The sequence below is a fragment of the Pseudomonadota bacterium genome (assembly GCA_034660915.1).
Lineage (GTDB): Bacteria > Desulfobacterota > Anaeroferrophillalia > Anaeroferrophillales > Anaeroferrophillaceae > DQWO01.
The window spans coordinates 1,381-19,132 of sequence record JAYEKE010000158.1; the positions used below are offsets into that span (position 1 = coordinate 1,381).

The window sequence follows — 17,752 nt, forward strand, 5'->3', positions numbered from 1 at the left end:
ACTGACTCACACAGACATACACGGACGTAATGTTTTTTGGTTATGAAGAGGTTCTTTCTCTGTGACCTCGCTTCCTCTGTGGTGAATTTTTTAATCTCAACCGGAGCGGCGAGTGTGCAGAAACTCTTCCAGTCGGTCCATGCCTTCCTTGATATTTTCCATCGAATTGGCGTAGGTAAAGCGGATAAATCCCTCGCCGTTGCTGCCGAAATCAATTCCCGGCGTTACCCCCACCCCGGCTTTCTCTAAAATCTCAAAAGCAAATTCATAGGAATTGTCACAAAAAGCCCTGGCATTGGCAAAGACGTAGAAGGCCCCCGTGGGTTCGGTTTTAACCGTCAGTCCCATGCCGCGTACCCGCTGTAGCATGTATTGGCGCCGCTGGTTGTAGATGTCTTTCATCTCTTCAACTGCCTGTGCTACCTCGGGTGATTTCAGGGCGACGATCGCCGCTTCCTGGCCGAAATGACTGGCGGCAATGAAGAAATTCTGCTGGATGGTCTGCAGGGTACGAATATATGCTTTGGGGGTGATGAGATAGCCCAGCCGCCAGCCGGTCATGGCATAGAGCTTGGAAAAGCCGTTGAGAACAAAAGCCCGGTCGGTATATTCGAGGATGGAATGGGCCTGGCCTTCGTAGACCAGTCCGTGGTATATTTCATCGGCAATAACCGGGATACCCAGTTCGGCAATCTGCCGCATACGCTCGGCAGAGAGCAGGGTACCGGTGGGGTTGGCCGGTGAATTAATCAATATTCCCCTGGTTGCCGGCTTGATGCGGTTTTGCAGGGATTCGGGATTATATTGAAAACCATTATCTTCATTGACTTCAACCAAGTCCGGAATGCCGTCACAGTAAGAGATGAAATTGGCATAGCAGGCATAGCCGGGGTTAGTGAGCAGGAGCCGATCCCCGGGGTTGAGCAGTGTGGCACAGACCAGCAGCAGGGCCGGTGAGGTTCCCGAGGTAATAATGACCTGGTCGGGACTGAAACTGACGCCGTATTTTTTATGGTAGTGATCGGCCACCGCCTGGCGCAGTTCCAAAAGTCCCATGCTGTGGGTGTAATGGGTTTTATCCTGGTTCAGGGCCTGGATGGCTGCCATTTTCACCGGCTCTGGAGTCGGGAAATCCGGCTCGCCGACTTCCAAATGGATGATTGTCCGTCCTTGTCGTTCCAGTTCCTGGGCTCTCTCAAGGACATCCATGGCCAGAAACGGCTTCATGGCCAGGGCTTTTTTTGAGCGGGGATACGATGGTTTTTTCATAATCCTATTCGCTGAAAAAATAGTTTGTACCGGCTTGAACCAGCTCTTCAAGCTGCGGGATTGATGGTGCCTCGGCATAAAGTCTGGCCACCGGTTCGGTTCCTGAAAGGCGGATGAGCAGCCAGCAGTCATCAGGGAAGAGGTATTTTGTCCCATCAATGGTGATGGTTTCCAAAACCTGCAGCTTGCCAACAGAAGTTAAGGGGGTTTCCAGCTTCTCTCTGATGACCTGGCTGATCTTTTCGGTCAGCCGGATGTTAACCCTGCGGGTATAAAGAGGCCCGATTCTGGTAAAAAGTTCCTGGCGCTGGTCGGCCAGTGATTTTCCCCTTTTGGCCACCATTTCGGCGGCCAGCAGGCAGGCAAGAATCCCGTCTTTTTCCGGTATATGACCTTTTATGCTCAGGCCGGCACTTTCTTCACCGCCCAGGACAATGGCGTTCCGGCTGATTAATTCCCCGATATATTTAAAACCCACCGCCGTTTCATGCATTTTTCGCTGATGATAGGCGGCAACCCGGTCAAGGAGATGAGTGGTGGCCACCGAACGGGCCAGGCCGCCTTCCCATTTTCGTTCACTGAGCAGATAATCGGCGGTCAGGGCCAGAAAAATATTAGCATCAATAAATTCCCCGCCGGCATCAATAATTCCGAAACGGTCGGCATCGCCGTCGGTTGCCAGGCCCAAGTGATATTTTTTATCAATAACCAGCTGGATCAGTTCGGGGATATTTTCTTTGGAGGGCTCCGGCGGCCGGCCGCCAAAATAAGGATCACGCCAATTATGCAGGGTTTGCAACTCGGCAGTGTGATCTTGCAGAATTGTATCCAGGTAGTCCCTGGAAGTTCCGTACATGGGATCAATGGCAATTTTCAGCCGGGCCTTTGATATGGCGGCAAAATCTATCTTTTTCCGCAAATCGTCCAGGTAGGCGGGGCGCGGATTGCAATCGACTATCCGGCCTGACTTTTTAGCTTCTTCCAGGTTTATTTCCTGGTAGTTTCCCGATTGCATCAGTTCGTTAGCTCGTTTGGCTATCCAGGAAGTGGTTTCCGGCAGCGCCGGTCCGCCCCAGTCCGGCGAGAATTTGATGCCGTTATAGCTGGGTGGATTGTGGCTGGCAGTAATATTGATGCCGCCGCCCCCTTTTTTATCGATGATTTCCCAGGCGATGACCGGGGTGGGGGTTTCCCGCTGGCACAAAAAGGCGGTAATCCGGTTGGCGGCCATGACTTTGGCGCACTCGGCGGCAAAATCCTCGCCCATAAAACGGCTGTCATAACCAATAACTATTCCCTGATCGGCAACTTTCTGCTGCTGCAGGTAGTCGGCAATGGCCTGGGCACAGATCTTCGCGTTGGCAAAGGTGAAATCCTGGTTCATAATCGCCCGCCAGCCGGAAGTGCCAAAGCTTATGGTTGTCATTTGCTACCTCCTGTCCATGGTGGTTTCTTGCCTTGTAAACCGCATTATGGTATATAGCATTCCGTTTCGCAAGCGAAAAGTTATGGTTACTGAAAAACTCCATCGGATCAGGTTTAAGAAAATCTGAATCGAGCGGTTCGCTTTTAGCAGTTCGCTATTAGTTTAATGATTACAGTGGTTTTACTATATTTATGTTGTTACCTGTTGGGTGCTGTGTATTGTTAACGTAAGACATTAATTTTACTCAGCTAAATGCTAAGAGCTAATTGCTAATTGCTTAACTTAGTTAAAAAGAGGTATTCCCATGTTCAGTACCGAGCAATTGATTAAACTGGCTTTAACCGAAGATTTGGCTACCGGCGATATTACTAGCATGGCGACGGTACCGTCGGGATCGATCTCCACGGCGACGGTGACCTTCAAGGAAACCGGAATTGTTGCCGGGCTTGATATATTTTCCCTGGTTTTTCGTACCCTTGACGCGTCGCTGAAGGTAGAATTTCAAAGCCATGATGGGGCTGAAGTGGCGTCCGGGGTGCCGGTGGTTTTTATCAGTGGTTCCAGCCTTCCCCTCTTGATGGGGGAACGGGTGGCACTCAATTTCCTCCAGCATTTGAGTGGGATTGCCACCCTGACCCGCAGCTATGTCAGGGAATTGCCGGCAGATAGTCGGGCAAAGATTGTTGATACCCGTAAAACCACCCCCGGCTGGCGTTCGCTGGAAAAATACGCGGTTCAGGTGGGCGGCGGGAAAAATCATCGGATGGGGCTTTTTGACGGGGTATTGATCAAGGATAACCATATCAAGGCCGCGGGATCGATCACTCAGGCGGTGCGGCAGGCTCGCCAGCTGGCACCCCATACTCTGAAGATTGAGGTGGAAGTTGAGACCCTGGAACAGTTGCATGAAGCCTGTCAGGCCGGGGCGGATGTAGTGATGTTGGATAATATGGAAACTTCACTGATGAAATCGGCAGTGGAGAAAACCCGGGAGTTGTTTCCCCACGTCCTGTTGGAAGCTTCAGGAGGAATTACCCGGGAGCGCATTGCTGAAGTGGCGACCACCGCGGTTGACTTTATTTCAGTGGGAGTATTGACACATTCGGCCCGGGCTATTGATATCAGTATGAATATAATGCAGACAAAGTGATAGCCTCCTGGCTGAGAAAACCCCCATCTTCAAAGTGTTGTTTCAAAGTTAATTATTCAGGCACTTTTTTTACCACCCGTTCGCTATGCTCACTTGAGGACACAGAGAACACAGAGATTGAGCACGAGCTTTATACTTTTTGAGTGATATTTCAATGGAACAATCCCCATGGTGATTCCCTTTGATTTCGATGAAACTAAATTTGTAATGGGTGTAAAAGAGAGTTTTTTCTCTGTGACCTTTGTGTGCTCTGTGGTGAAAATCATATGCTGAATAGTTACGTTTCATGAATGTTTTTGAAGGGGACAGCGCTGAAGGTCTGTCCTCCATCCCGGGTTGTTCTCCCATCGGCGGGCGGATTATCCAGCTGAAATCAGTGGATTCCACCAATGATTATGCCTGGAATCTGGCTCTGGAAGGGGCGAAGCACGGCCTGGTAGTGGTTGCCGACCAGCAGACTGGTGGCCGCGGACGGCTGGGGCGTTCCTGGTTGTCTCCTCCGGGAATGAATCTGGCCTTTTCGCTGATATTACGGCCGTCTCTGCCGCCGCCGGATATTCCGCCATTATCCCTGGTTGCTGCGGTTGCCTTATTCTCCTGCCTGGTGACCCACATCCCCCGGCTGTCAATCAAATGGCCCAATGATCTTTATTGTGGTGATCGTAAACTGGCTGGGATTTTATCAGAGATGAAATTGAAAGGTCGGGAGACGGATTTTGTTGTCGTCGGCATCGGGGTTAATGTTAATACCATGGCGGCTGACTGGCCGCTGGAATTACAGTCAACAGCCATTTCCATGTGCCAGGCGGCTGGTAAAACTTTTGCTTTGCGCGATGTATTGCAGAAATTCCTGGCTTCCTTTCATTCCTGGTATGAATGCTATCTTAGCCGTGGTTTTCATGGTCCTGTAGAGCAAATATTTAGAAAAAATTCATATCTGTTCGGGAAACTGGTCACCATTGCCGTCAATGGCCGGACCATGCAGGGGAGAGCCGGAAATGTTGATGAATTCGGCCGCTTGCTGGTTTATGATGAATGGGAAACCTGCTGGCCGGTGGTTGCCGGCGAGGCAACGGTGATGGAAATCAGAGACTCTGAAAAAAGAGGAGATGATCATGATTCTGGTGGTTGATGTCGGTAATACTCATACCGTGCTGGGCCTGTTTCAGGAGCGGGTTTTGTTGGAAAGCTGGCGTATTGCCACTCATTTTTCCCGTACCGAGGATGAGTATGGGATGACCCTCCATAACCTTTTCTCTTTCAGTAAAATCAGGGCGGATAAAATCCGGGGGATGATTATCTCTTGTGTTGTGCCGCCAATGTTAAAGGTTATGGTGGGGATGGCTGAAAAATATTTAGGTTTGAAACCGCTGGTGGTGGGGCCGGGCATGAAAACCGGATTACCCATCCTGTTGGATAATCCCCGGGAAGTTGGCGCTGACCGGGTGGTTAACTCAGTGGCAGCCTACAGCCATTACCGACAGGCACTGGTGGTGATTGATTTTGGTACCGCCACTACCTTTGATTGTGTCTCCGCCCGGGGTGAATACTTAGGGGGGGTTATCGCTCCCGGCCTGCAGATATCCATCGAGGCTTTGTTTCAAAAAGCTTCAAAGTTGCCCCGGGTTGAATTGATTCGACCCCGTTATGTGGTGGGTAAAAATACGGTTCACAGCATGCAATCCGGCATTGTTTACGGTTATATGTCCCTGGTTGAAGGTCTTATTACCCGCTTGTCCAAAGAGCTGGAAGTAAAACCCCTGGTGATTGCCACCGGTGGCCTCGCCCCTCTGATTGCCAAAGAAACCGAAGTCATTGATCATGTCGATGAATTGCTGACCCTGAAAGGGCTTTTACATTTGTATGAATTGAATATGGAAGATCAGCGTCGGGGTTAGGCCCTTGCGGGAAACCTTATAAGGTTTACGGTATAGGGAAAACATAAATATTCGGCCACTTTTCAAAAAAGCAGTAATACTTATTTTTTGTCTCGCGCCCGTTCGCTTCGCTCACTCAAGACGCCAAGAACGCAAAGAAAAACGACTGACGATATGGCAAGTTGAACTCTTCGCGGTCTTTGCGGCTTTGCGAGAAAATTAAAAAAATTGACTGAATAGTTACAAGAATTTACCAATTTATAAACAAAGTCAAATGCTTACCATATTTAGTAAGTAAACATTCGACTACGTTTTCAGAAAAGATAAAAATACTCTCACAGAGGCACAAAGTCACAGAGAACCCCAGTCATTTACCCTCTGTGACTCTGTGAGAAATAACAAAAATTTGTCAATCAATAGACAAAGTCGAATATTTACGGGAAAACACCTTATACCTTACAACCTTGAACCTTTCTTTTATTTTTTGCTTGACTTTTACTAATGTAATATAATAAGTAAAATAAAGAAAATTAAAAAGGTATTGATAAAAATGAAGCTTACCAGAGCCGCGGATTATGCCATCAGAGGGGTTATCTACATGTCCATGCAGCCGGCGGGGGCTGTCATTGTTATCCCTGAGATTGCCAGGGAGATGGGTATCCCGGTGGGTTTTCTGGCCCGGATTTTTCAGAATCTCAGTCGGGCGGGATTGGTTGTCTCCCATCGGGGTAAGAAGGGAGGCTATTCCCTTACCAGAGAACCGGCTTCCCTGACCTTAAAGGATGTTGTTGAGGCCGTTGAAGGAAATATTTCGCTGAACCTCTGTCTGGATGGTTATAACGATTGCGATCGTATGGCCTATTGCCCTATCCGGGGCCATCTGGCAGATATTCAACGGGTTTTGATTGAAAACCTGGAAAAATATGACTTTGGCACCCTGGCTGAAGAAGAAAAAGCCAACCGTAAAGCCCAGGGTATTTCATAAGACCTTCCCTCCCAAGCTTTGGAAACCGCTGCAAGAAATTTCAAGAAATATCCGTGGATGTTCCGGCATGGCTCGCGCTCATTCTCGCCGGCCGTCCATGGCCGGCTTCCGAGGCGTCCACCGCGAATCACATCGTGTGATTCGTTCGGTGGCCAATACCGCTATGAGCCAAGCCCGAACATCCGGCAATATGTACCTGGCGAAGCAAAGGGGCAAACCAGTGCGACAAGCAGGCGAAGCATTTATCAATCGTCAGAGCAAGTGTTTAATTTTATCAAGAATTGACAACGCCCTTAAGGGCGTTGTCCTATTTATGTCGGTTTTTCTCAGCATCTTTTTAACTTGTTCAATAGCTTCCAGATCCAGCGGTATTTCAACCGTGAAAGGTTCCAGTGTCGGCAGATAGGGGCTGCTTTGGTTGGCAAATGATAATTGTTTGCCGGTGGGGCCGGCAGGCCGGGGTTGACCTTCGGTGGAAAACTCAGATTGTTCCAGGTTGCCGAGAATTTCCTGGGCCCGGCTGATTAAGGTTGCCGGTAGGCCGGCCAGCTTCGCTACTTCGATGCCATAGCTGCGGTTGGTGGCTCCCGGTAAAATCTGGCGCAGGAAAACGATGCCGTCATTTTCCTGTTTGACCGCCACATTATAATTTTTTATCCTTTCCTTGGTCAGTTCCAGTTCTGTCAGCTCATGATAGTGGGTGGCAAACAGGGTGAGGCTGGATGACTGGTCATGGATGTGTTCAGCCACCGCCCAGGCAATACTGACCCCGTCAAAAGTGCTGGTCCCCCGTCCGATTTCATCCAGAATAATCAGACTCTTTTTGCTGGCATTATTAAGAATCTGGGCGGTTTCGGTCATTTCCACCATAAATGTTGACAGCCCGCGGCTGAGATTATCCGCGGCTCCAACCCTGGTAAAAATCTGATCAAATATCGGCAGGGTCGCGGTGGACGCAGGGACAAAACTTCCTATCTGGGCTAAGAGGGCGATCATGCCATTTTGCCGCAGGAAAGTCGATTTCCCCGCCATGTTCGGCCCGGTAATGATCCAGATTTGTTCCTGGTCTTCATTAAGGGTGCAATCGTTGGGAATAAAACGTTCCTGGGGGTTGAGGGCTTCGATGGTTGGATGGCGGCCATCAGCAATCTGCAGGGATTGCCGGGAATCCTCAATGGCCGGCCGACAATAATTCTGTTTGTCGGCCACTTCAGCCAGGCTCAACAGGGCATCCAGAAATGCCAGTTGTCGGGCGTTATGCTGAATCTGTTCCACTTCAGCTGCCGACCGGCGGCGCAGTTCACAAAAAAGTTCATATTCCAGGGCGACTATTTTTTCATCCGCGCCAATAATCTTTTCTTCATATTCTTTCAGGGTAGGGGTGATATAACGGTCAGCGTTGGCAAGGGTCTGTTTGCGCAGGTAATCGTCCGGGACCAGATCGCGGTTTCGATGGGTTACTTCAATGTAATATCCGAATACCCGGTTGTAGCGGATCTTCAGCCCGTTGATGCCGGTACGTTCCTTTTCGTTTTTTTCCAGGGCTAAAATCCATTCCCGGCCCTGGTGGCTGTTGTTTTTCAGTTCATCAAGGTCAGGATTAACTTCCGGACGAATGAGGTTTCCTTCCTTGATACCGACTGGCTGTTCATCAAGCAGGGTTGTTTCGATGATTTCAACCAGTGGGGCCATGGGATTAAGGCTGGTGTGTATTTCAGTTAATAATAGTGGTGCTGCCGCCGTTTTAGTCAGCAGTTCTTTGATTTGGGGAATAATCTGTAAGGAGTTTTTCAAGCTGAGCAGGTCACGGCCATTGGCATTCAAGGAGGCCAGTTTGCCGGCCAGTCGTTCCAGATCATAAACCTGGCGTAGGTTGTCCTGCAATTGCCGGCGGATGCTCTTTTCTTCCAGTAGTTGCTGGACGGCATCCAGCCGGTTTTCAATCTTTTTTTGTTCCAGCAACGGATAAAGAATCCATTGTTTAAGTAAACGGCTGCCCATGGCTGTTTGACAGCTGTCGAGAAGGCCATACAGACTACCGTCCTTTTGCCGGTCCTGGATGGTTTGCAGCAATTCCAGGTTGACTACCGTCTGCTTGTTAAGCTGCATATGATGAGTGCTGTAATAAACTTGTAAACGATTCAGATGCTCCAGCGGTTTCTCACTCTGGGTTTCCTGTACGTAGCCTAGTGCCGCCCCGGCAGCAGCTATAGCCGCTGCCATATCCTGGCAGCCGAAGCCGTCCAGGGTCAGGACGGAGAAATGCCGGCATAACCGTTCCCGGGCCAGGTTCAGGGTAAAGGCGGGATATTCCTTTTTTCGGGTCAGGTGAACAGCGGAAAACTCGTTGAGCAATTCTTGCTGCCAGGCCTGGTCCCGCTGTTTTTCTGAAAGCAGTAACTCTTTTGGGATAATTTTTGCCAGTTCATCAATCAATTCTGTCAAGGTTGCCAACTCTGTAAGCCGGAATTCGCCGGTGGTAATTTCCAGCCAGGCCAAGCCATATCGTTGATTATCTTGGTAAACCGCAGCCAGAAAGTTACTTTGATTGGTTGTAACGGTCCCCTCTTCAAACGTTATCCCCGGCGTAACTATTCTTGTAACTTCTCGTTTTACCAGGCCTTTTGCCGCCTTTGGGTCTTCTACCTGGTCACAGATAGCTACCTTGCAACCGGCAGCGATAAGGGTGGACAAATATCCCCCAGCGGCATGGTGGGGGATGCCGCACATGGGGATGGGCTGGTCATCATTTTTGTTGCGGCTGGTCAGGGTGATCTTCAGCAGTCTGGCTGCTTTTACCGCATCGTCAAAAAACATTTCATAGAAATCACCCATGCGGTAGAAAAGGATATTGTCTGGATGTTTTTTCTTGATCGCCTGGTATTGCCGCAGCATGGGGGTCAGTTTGGGCAATTTATCAGCAGCGAAATCTTTTTTAGCGGCCATCAGGAAATTCTCAATAATCTCTTCTTAGTTTGTTTTCATTGTTTACATGGGTCATGAACATTTTTTTTAATGCTGATGGCTGATTGCTGAGAGCGTTCATCAGGAAAAATTTGTTTCCTGATGAACACCGGTTTGTCTGAAGGAACCTGAACGATCTCCCTGTTTCCAGGAAATTAAGACATCGGGTTTGTTTCGAGCCTTGCTGTGGCCGATCAGCAATGATGCGGCTGCCGGCATTTGTTCCTCTGAGCCGCTGAAAATGCCGATGGGGCCGGGCATTTCTCCCAGCCGCATAATGATGGTTTTCCGGTCAGCCAGTTGCAGCAGCTGTTGATTTTCACTCTGGTTCCGGCCGATTACCAGAAATGCTGCCGGGGGAAAGTGGTAAAAACGGCCATATTTCAGCATCTCGGCTTCACGGGAATCTGGGCGATGTCCATCAGCATAAAGGGTTTTAATCCGCTTGGCATAGGCGGGGTCGGTGAGCAGACAGCCGCCTGCCGGGGTAGGGAAATTGGCAATTCCCAGTTCTGTTGCCAGCCGTAGCTGAGGTTTACGTCCCCTGCCGGAAAAATCAAAGAGTTTTGTCCGGTCAACCAGACCTTCCCGCTCGACAATGGTTTCCGTCAGCAGTTTGGCTGACAGGGGGCGGAGCAGCATGCCGGTAGTTTCTGAATCCCTTTCAATGATGCGCATGGTATCCCGTCGTTGTGAAAACGGGCGCTGGCCAAGAACCTCACCGGTAACGATAAAACTTGCGCCCCATTTGGCGGCATACGTCTTGGCGCTGCGGACCATGAGCAGCTTGCAGTCTATGCAGGGGTTGAAATTCTTGCCGTAACCATGGGTTGGAGCTGCAAGCAGCTCAAGAAATTCGGTGCTGATATCAATAACACATAAAGGGATACCATAGTCTTTTGCAATTTTGGCAATGAATTCATTTTCCTGCCGCCTGATTCCGGTATTGAAAAAAGGGGTGGTGAAAAAGACTCCCTGGATGGCAAGATGCTGCTGCTGCAGGACTTTTACCGCCAGAATGCTGTCCAGTCCCCGGGAGAACAATGCTACTGCCTGTGGATTTGGGATTGGGCCGCCAAAAAAATTTTTAGCCATCAGCTTTGCTCCTGTTCAAGGGAAATATCACCGGAGCGAATCACTTTTGGAGGAGATACGGTGATATCGATGACTGTTGAAGCCAGTCCTGGAGGACAATTACCGCCATCAACGCAGAAATCTACCTTTTGCAGCAGCTTCCGGTCAAGTTCAGTCCAGGATTTGGCCGCTGGGGCGGAGCTTAGATTGGCACTGGTGGCAATCATGGGCAGTGACAGTTTCTTGCTGAGCAGCCGCAGGAAAGGATGGGAGGAAATGCGCACGGCTATTTTTTGTTCCGGGCTGACGGTTCCGGCTGGTAGTCCCTGTCGGGCTGAAAAAATAATAGTTAATGGTCCGGGCCAGTGACGATTCATGAGTGTCATAGCCTCGTCCGGGATGTTCTCCACCAGGGATTCGAGCATCTGGCAGTTGCTGACCAGGATTGGGAATGCTTTGTTGTCCGGACGGTTTTTCAATTCTCTCACTCTTTCTACCACTTGCTGACTTAAGGCATTGCCACCAAGGCCGTAAAAGGTCTCAGTGGGAAAAATAAAAACTTTTTCTGCGCGGATAGCAGCAATGATTTGCTGGATAAAAACCCCTTCCTGGCTGGCAGGAAAGGGGTAGGGAATACAAGAAAGGTTCAAGGTGTAAGGTGTAAGGTTCAAGGCTAAAGGCTAAAGGCTAAAGGCTAAAGGCTAAAGGCTACAGGCTAAAGGCTACAGGTTACCGGGATTGGGGACATTCTTGAGTTTCGCGTTAAAAACAAATTCAAGTTATTTCTCCCCGGCGTGAGCGATAGTCAAGAGTGTCCCCCAGCGAAGCCCGGCGAAGCAAAGGTGCGAACCGGTTCCACCAGCGGGAAAAGGGTTATGATGAGTTATGTCTGTTCTCGTTTCTGCTGCAACCGTTCATCCTTGGCTTCAACTTTTTCAACCAGCTGCCGGCGGTACTGCCGCAAGGTGTCAGCCAGTTTTTCATCAGCGAGCGCCATAATCTGAATGGCAAACAAGGCAGCATTCGCCGCCCCGGCTTTGCCGATTGACATGGTGGCTACCGGGATTCCCGCCGGCATCTGTACCGTGGCCAACAGGGCATCCATTCCCTGGAGAGAAGTGGCATTGAGTGGAACGCCAATAACCGGGAGAGTCGTATGAGCAGCAACAACTCCGGCAAGATGGGCTGCCGCTCCCGCCCCGGCTATGATTACTTTGCTGCCTTTTGCCTCAGCTTTCCTGATCAGGGTAACGGTTCGTTCAGGCGTGCGGTGGGCTGAAGTTACCCTGGTTTCGTGGACAATGGAAAACTGCTGTAAAATCCTGGAAGCTTCTGCCATGACTTCCCAGTCGGAATCACTGCCCATAAGCAGCAGTACATCAATGGTTTCGGTCATGGTATTTATACCTGGCACATTTTTTTTAATTTCTCACAGAGACACAGAGTCACGGAGGATACATTATTCTCTGTGTCTTTGTGTCTCCGTGAGAGTATTTTTGACTTCCTGTGGCGAATATTTAAGAAGACATAGCTATTGTAGCCGTTTAAGAGCTTTCTTGCCAATATCAGTTCGGTACTGGGCCCTGGGCCAGGAAATCAGCTTGACCGCCCGATAACATCTTTCAATGGCGGCAGGAATGTTTTCGTCTACAGCAGTGACTCCTAAGACCCGGCCACCGTTGGTAACCACTTCTCCCTCGTCATTGGTGGTGGTTCCGGCATGGAATACCATCACATCTTCCAGCCTGGCAGCGGCTTCCAGTCCGGAAATTACTTCACCTTTCTCATAGGGACCGGGATATCCACCGGAAGCCATGACCACACAGACTGATGGTCTGTCATCCCAGGTAACCATGGCTTTGGCCAGGTGGCCGCTGATGCAGGCTTCCAGGATGGGAACAATGTCACTTTTCAGCCGCATCAATATGGGTTGGGTTTCCGGATCGCCAAAACGGGCATTGAATTCCAGTACCCTGGGAACCCCTTCTTTAATCATCAGCCCGGCGTAGAGTATACCGCGGTATTTTCTCCCATCAGCTGACATTCCTTTAATTGCGGGGATCATGATATCATTCATAATCCGCCGGAAGAGTCCATCAGTAATAACCGGGGCCGGGGAATAGGCTCCCATGCCGCCGGTATTGGGTCCCTGGTCCCCGTCAAAAATAGGTTTGTGATCCTGGGAAGTGACCATGGGGATGACAATGTCGCCGTCAGTGAAGACCAGGAATGAAGCTTCTTCCCCTTCAAGGAATTCTTCAACGATAATGGTGTCACCGGCGTCGCCGAAAGCTTTTTTCCGCATGATGGTGTATACCGCGTCTTCAGCTTCTTCTAACGTTTTGGCCACGATGACCCCTTTGCCGGCTGCCAGTCCGTTAGCTTTGACGACGATCGGGGCTCCATGATTATAAATATACTCTATGGCATCATCAGGATTGTCAAAACTGGCGTAATCACCGGTGGGTATTTTACATTTTTTCAGCAGTTCCTTGCAGAATTTTTTGCTGCCTTCAATCTCAGCTGCAAGTTTGTTCGGGCCAAAAATTTTGAGTTCATTATCATTAAATCGATCAACAATCCCGGCGGTCAGCGGGTCTTCCGGTCCCACCACTGTCATGTCAATCTCTTTTTCCAGGGCAAAGTTCAACAGACCGTCAAGATCATTGGCTTCAATGGGGATACAGGTTGCCATTTTAGCAATTCCCGCGTTTCCCGGGGCGCAAAAGATACGTGAGACCTTGTTGCTTTGGGCAATTTTCCAGATCAGGGCATGCTCCCGTCCACCACCACCAACTACCAGTATTTTCATTTCTTTTTCCCTCCTGTCAATGGACAGCCTCCCGGTACCTTAAACATTTGACTATGTTTTCAAAAAAGATAAAAATGCTCTCACAGAGGCACAAAGTCACAGAGAACCCCAGTCATTTGCCCTCTGTGACTCTGTGTCTCTGTGAGAAATAATAAAGAATTGTCAATCTACAGACAAAGTCGAATATTTGCCACCTACTGCTAATCAACCTGAAACCATGATCCCTAAAAGCTCATAGCTAATAGCTAATCGTTCAGCTGAGGTTTTAATGTTTAAAATGACGTGTACCGGTAAACATCATGGCCATTCCATGTTCATTGGCTGCCGCGATGGTTTCCTCGTCACGATTTGAGCCCCCCGGCTGGATAATGGCGGTTACTCCTGCTTTAGCAGCCGTATCGACTCCGTCCCTGAAAGGAAAGAAGGCATCTGATCCCAGGACGGTTCCAGCGGTTGGACTCAGGGCTTTCATCACCGCAATATTGACTGAATCAACCCGACTCATCTGGCCGGCACCGACTCCAACCAGCTGGTTGGCGCGGGCCAGGACAATGGCATTGGACTTTACATGTTTGCAGAGCTTCCAGGCAAACATCAGGTCAACCATTTCCTGTTCGTCTGGTTGTCTGTCGGTAGCGTAGCGCCATTCGGGCGGCGGAGTCAGGAGTAAGTCGCGATCCTGAAGCAGCAGGCCGCCGACTACTTTTTTGAATTCCAGTCCCGGCTGACTTGATTGTTCTCCCAGGGGAGCCTGCAGTAGTCGCAGGGCATTCTTTTCTGCCAGTATTTTTCGAGCTTCATCGGTGAAATCAGGGGCAATGACAGCTTCTATGAATGTTGTGGCAATTTCCCTGGCAGTTTCCGCGTCAACCGGCACATTGACCGCAACAATGCCGCCGAAAGCTGAAACCGGGTCGCCGGCCCGGGCCTGGCGATAGGCTTCCACCAGATTGTTAACCGGGGATTGGGCGGCCCCGCAGGGATTATTGTGTTTAATCACCACGGCGGCAGTGGTGGAAAATTCCTTAACCAGTTCAAAAGCGGCATTGCTGTCGAGGATATTGTTGAATGAAAGAGCCTTGCCCTGTAACTGGGTAGCACTGCCGATGCAGGGTTCATTGATGCTGAGGTCCCGATAGAAAGCGGCTTTTTGATGAGGGTTTTCGCCATAGCGTAAATCCTGGGTCTTGATGCCCTGGTAGCTGAATGTTTCCGGAAATGCCAGACGTTGATCCGGGCTACAGTCAAGTTCAGGATAGGTGCCAAGGTAGTTTGAAATGGCGGCTTCATAACGGGCTGTGGCCTGAAAAACTTTTTTAGCCAGGCTGAAATTTGTCGCGGGACTGACTGTTCCTTGAGTTTTTTTCATCTCATCCAGCAGTAATCGATAATCCAGTGGATCAATAATAACGGTAACATCCCGGAAATTTTTAGCAGCCGAGCGCAGCATGGTCGGGCCGCCGATATCAATATTTTCGATGGCTTCAGCGAAAGAACAGTCCGGTTTACTGATGGTGGCTTCAAAAGGGTAGAGATTGACAATGACCAGATCAATGGGGTCAATGCCATGTGCTGCCATTTTCTCCATATGCTGGGGCAAGTCACGCCGGCCAAGGAGGCCGCCATGGATCTTCGGGTGCAGGGTTTTAACCCGCCCATCCAGCATTTCAGGGAAACCGGTATAATCGGAAACATCGGTAACCGCTATTCCCTGGCTGCGCAAAAGTTTTGCCGTGCCGCCGGTGGATAGAATCTCAACGCCGAAGGTTGCCAATTCACGGGCAAACTCAACAATTCCTTCTTTGTCGGAAACGCTGATCAATGCTTTTTTAATGGTGGCCATTTTTTACTCCTTGGATTTATCTGGATACAGTTTTTCAAGATAAACTAAAATCTTAACTTTCTGAGTTGCTCTAAAAACAGCGAAAGAAATCTCCAGGGGATGTTCCGGCATGGCTTTCGCTCATTCTCGCCGGCCGTCCTTGGCCGGCTTCTGAGGCGTCCGCCGCGAATCACGTCGTGTGATTCGTTCGGCGGCCAATACCGCTATGAGCCAAGCCCGAACATCCTGCAAATATGTCCCTGGCAATGCAAGTCAGTAAGTTGAGTAAAATGTATACCAGTTGAAAAACAACCTGTTTGCATGGATAATTACAAGCTAGTTTACATAGCGTAATCGACATGGTAATGCAAATAAAAAAACCCTTTGATGGTCAGTCTTTCCGTCATGTTTTGGCTGAGCAATAATAGCTCCAGACCGATGATTGAACTTCCATAGGATTGTGGTAGTGGTTTCAGCATCCCTTCATTTTGCAGGTATTTTCGATCTTTTATCAAAGCATTGTTTTTGCCCGAGCGTGAAAAAATTTTGCTATTTTCCCGGCAGTATGTTACCTAAACCTTTGTTTTGGATATCTTTTCACCCTTATTATCCTTTCTTCCCCAGGGGGGTGAGCTCTTGCAGTCAGCTGGTGATCTTCAAAAACAACTTTTGTTATTGAACCGGGTCGGCAGCTCCCTGCGTCATACCAATGATTTTCCTCAGGTCTGCAAAACCATTGTCAGGGCGATAATAGCTGAAACCAATGCTGAGAACTGTTCGTTATATGTCATGGACAGCCATCAGCAGCGTCTGTTTTTACGGGCTGCCATGGGTAAACAGGACCCGGTTCCGGTCTTTTTTCATGATGATAATACCGATGATCTGATTCAATTCCGTCTTGGTGAGGGAATTCTTGGAAGGGCGGCATTACAAAGACGTCCATTTTTCATTGATGATGTTACTCAAAGTCCGGAGTTTGTCCTGTTTGATGCCTCTTCTGTAGCGGTTAAATCCCTTTTATGTGTCCCGGTTATTGATGGAGATGAGGTGCTGGGGGGCATCAGCCTGAGCCACTCTGAATCTGGTGCTTTGGGGCAACCACTATTGGCTTCCCTGGAAATCATTGCCGATCAGACTGCCAAAGCCCTGAAAAATGCGCTGTTGATTACCCAGTTGCAGCAAGTCAATAAACATCTGGAGCAGGAAGTCGTAAAAGGTTATCGCAAGCTGGCTGATTCCGAAAGGAAATACCGTTTTTTGGTGGAACAGGCTGCTGAAGGGATTGTCACAACCAAGGATGGAATTATTCTTTATGCTAATCCCCAATTCTGGAAGATGGCTGGTTATGATGAAAAAGCGCCTGGCACAGATTTAAATGATATTCTTGACCTTGCCAACCGGCAGCAAATGATGACTCCCTGTCAATACCAGGAGTTTATGGCGCAGGACCCAGATTGCCATAAGCCTGAATTTCATTTTGAAACAGATTTGAAGCATTCCCATGAATACCAGGTGAAAGTTGAAGTGACTGGTTGTCGGGTACCTGATGACCACGGATTCATCCACCAGTTTTATGTTCGTGACATCAGTGATCGGGTGCAGCTGGATAAAATGAAAGATACCTTCTTTGCTTCCCTGGTTCATGAACTTAAAACCCCCATTACGGTAATCAACAGTTATCTGCAGCAGTTGGTTGGCGATATGTCAAAACATGGGGAAAAACGGCAAAAACTTTTTGCTGATCTGGATAAAGTGTCAAGAAGACTTATTCATTTATTGAATGATATCCTGGTTTATAGCCGGTTAAATTATGCCGGACAGCAGTTGAATATGCGTCGCTGGCCAATAAATGATGAAATTTTTAATACGATTGATTACTTTCGTCCTCTTCTGGAAGAAAAAGGCATTATGGTGACCAGCGAGTTGCAGGCCGGTTTGCAGCCCTTCCTGTTTGACCGGGAGAAAATCGGCCAGGTTCTGGTAAATTTGATGGATAATGCGATTAAATTTACCGGTTCTGGTGGTAAAATCATCTGGCACAGTCAAGAAGTGACGTTTGGTGATTATCTTTGTGCCGATGAGCTTGAGTCCGTAATGAATCAAGGACAAAGTGGATCCTGGTTGAAAATGGACAAAGGGATCAGTATTTCAATAGAGGATACCGGGTGCGGGATTCCGGAAATTGACGGCCAGAAGGTTTTCAGTGAATTTTATACCAGTCATGAGAGTGAAGGCAGCGGGCTGGGGTTGTCAATCTGTCGTAAAATAGTTCAATGCCATGGCGGCTGTATCTCCGCTGAAAGGACAGCTCAGGGAAGTAGATTTAGTTTTATCCTTCCTTTGCGGTTTACAGCTTAATCTCAACTTTCTGAG

At 49.0% G+C, this 17,752-nt stretch carries 13 protein-coding genes; 5 read left to right on the forward strand and 8 right to left on the reverse strand.

Annotation, left to right across the window (positions count from 1 at the left end):
* Positions 1–96: 96 nt before the first annotated feature.
* Positions 97–1,269 (reverse strand): pyridoxal phosphate-dependent aminotransferase, encoded by a 1,173-nt coding sequence (locus U9P07_09205; protein MEA2109581.1) that lies wholly within the window; start codon positions 1,267–1,269, stop codon positions 97–99.
* A 4-nt stretch (positions 1,270–1,273) separates the two neighbouring features.
* Entirely contained in the window at positions 1,274–2,695 is a 1,422-nt protein-coding gene (locus U9P07_09210; protein MEA2109582.1) for a phosphoglucomutase/phosphomannomutase family protein, read from the reverse strand.
* Between the two features lie 304 nt (positions 2,696–2,999).
* Here U9P07_09210 and nadC point away from each other — a divergent pair, with 304 nt between their 5' ends.
* The 4 genes from nadC to U9P07_09230 all read left to right on the forward strand — a co-directional run bounded on the left by nadC (position 3,000) and on the right by U9P07_09230 (position 6,707).
* On the forward strand, positions 3,000–3,845 hold the full coding sequence (gene nadC / locus U9P07_09215) for a carboxylating nicotinate-nucleotide diphosphorylase (protein MEA2109583.1): 846 nt from the start codon (positions 3,000–3,002) through the stop codon (positions 3,843–3,845).
* 286 nt (positions 3,846–4,131) lie between these two features.
* Positions 4,132–4,977, forward strand: a complete 846-nt coding sequence (locus U9P07_09220) for a biotin--[acetyl-CoA-carboxylase] ligase (GenBank protein ID MEA2109584.1) — start codon at positions 4,132–4,134, stop codon at positions 4,975–4,977.
* On the forward strand, positions 4,961–5,743 hold the full coding sequence (locus tag U9P07_09225; GenBank protein ID MEA2109585.1) for a type III pantothenate kinase: 783 nt from the start codon (positions 4,961–4,963) through the stop codon (positions 5,741–5,743). The genes U9P07_09220 and U9P07_09225 overlap by 17 nt, the downstream gene beginning before the upstream one ends.
* A 529-nt stretch (positions 5,744–6,272) precedes the next feature.
* Positions 6,273–6,707: an Rrf2 family transcriptional regulator gene (locus U9P07_09230; GenBank protein ID MEA2109586.1), complete on the forward strand. Its 435-nt coding sequence runs from the start codon at positions 6,273–6,275 to the stop codon at positions 6,705–6,707.
* Between the two features lie 252 nt (positions 6,708–6,959).
* Here the strand turns inward: U9P07_09230 and mutS are convergent, their stop codons facing one another.
* The 6 genes from mutS to purH form a co-directional block, all read right to left on the reverse strand.
* On the reverse strand, positions 6,960–9,620 hold the full coding sequence (gene mutS / locus U9P07_09235) for a DNA mismatch repair protein MutS (protein MEA2109587.1): 2,661 nt from the start codon (positions 9,618–9,620) through the stop codon (positions 6,960–6,962).
* Between the two features lie 132 nt (positions 9,621–9,752).
* The gene (locus U9P07_09240; GenBank protein MEA2109588.1) at positions 9,753–10,766 is read right to left on the reverse strand and encodes a hypothetical protein; all 1,014 of its coding nucleotides are present in this window, start codon (positions 10,764–10,766) and stop codon (positions 9,753–9,755) included.
* On the reverse strand, positions 10,766–11,416 hold the full coding sequence (locus U9P07_09245; protein ID MEA2109589.1) for an L-threonylcarbamoyladenylate synthase: 651 nt from the start codon (positions 11,414–11,416) through the stop codon (positions 10,766–10,768). The genes U9P07_09240 and U9P07_09245 overlap by 1 nt, the downstream gene beginning before the upstream one ends.
* Before the next feature lie 212 nt (positions 11,417–11,628).
* Positions 11,629–12,141, reverse strand: coding sequence for a 5-(carboxyamino)imidazole ribonucleotide mutase (purE, locus tag U9P07_09250; GenBank protein ID MEA2109590.1), 513 nt, complete (start codon positions 12,139–12,141; stop codon positions 11,629–11,631).
* Between the two features lie 135 nt (positions 12,142–12,276).
* The gene (gene purD / locus U9P07_09255; GenBank protein MEA2109591.1) at positions 12,277–13,557 is read right to left on the reverse strand and encodes a phosphoribosylamine--glycine ligase; all 1,281 of its coding nucleotides are present in this window, start codon (positions 13,555–13,557) and stop codon (positions 12,277–12,279) included.
* Between the two features lie 265 nt (positions 13,558–13,822).
* Positions 13,823–15,400 (reverse strand): bifunctional phosphoribosylaminoimidazolecarboxamide formyltransferase/IMP cyclohydrolase, encoded by a 1,578-nt coding sequence (gene purH, locus U9P07_09260; protein MEA2109592.1) that lies wholly within the window; start codon positions 15,398–15,400, stop codon positions 13,823–13,825.
* 615 nt (positions 15,401–16,015) lie between these two features.
* On the opposite strand from purH, the gene U9P07_09265 reads away from it, so the two are divergent.
* Positions 16,016–17,737 (forward strand): ATP-binding protein, encoded by a 1,722-nt coding sequence (locus tag U9P07_09265; GenBank protein MEA2109593.1) that lies wholly within the window; start codon positions 16,016–16,018, stop codon positions 17,735–17,737.
* The last annotated feature ends 15 nt before the right edge of the window (positions 17,738–17,752 follow it).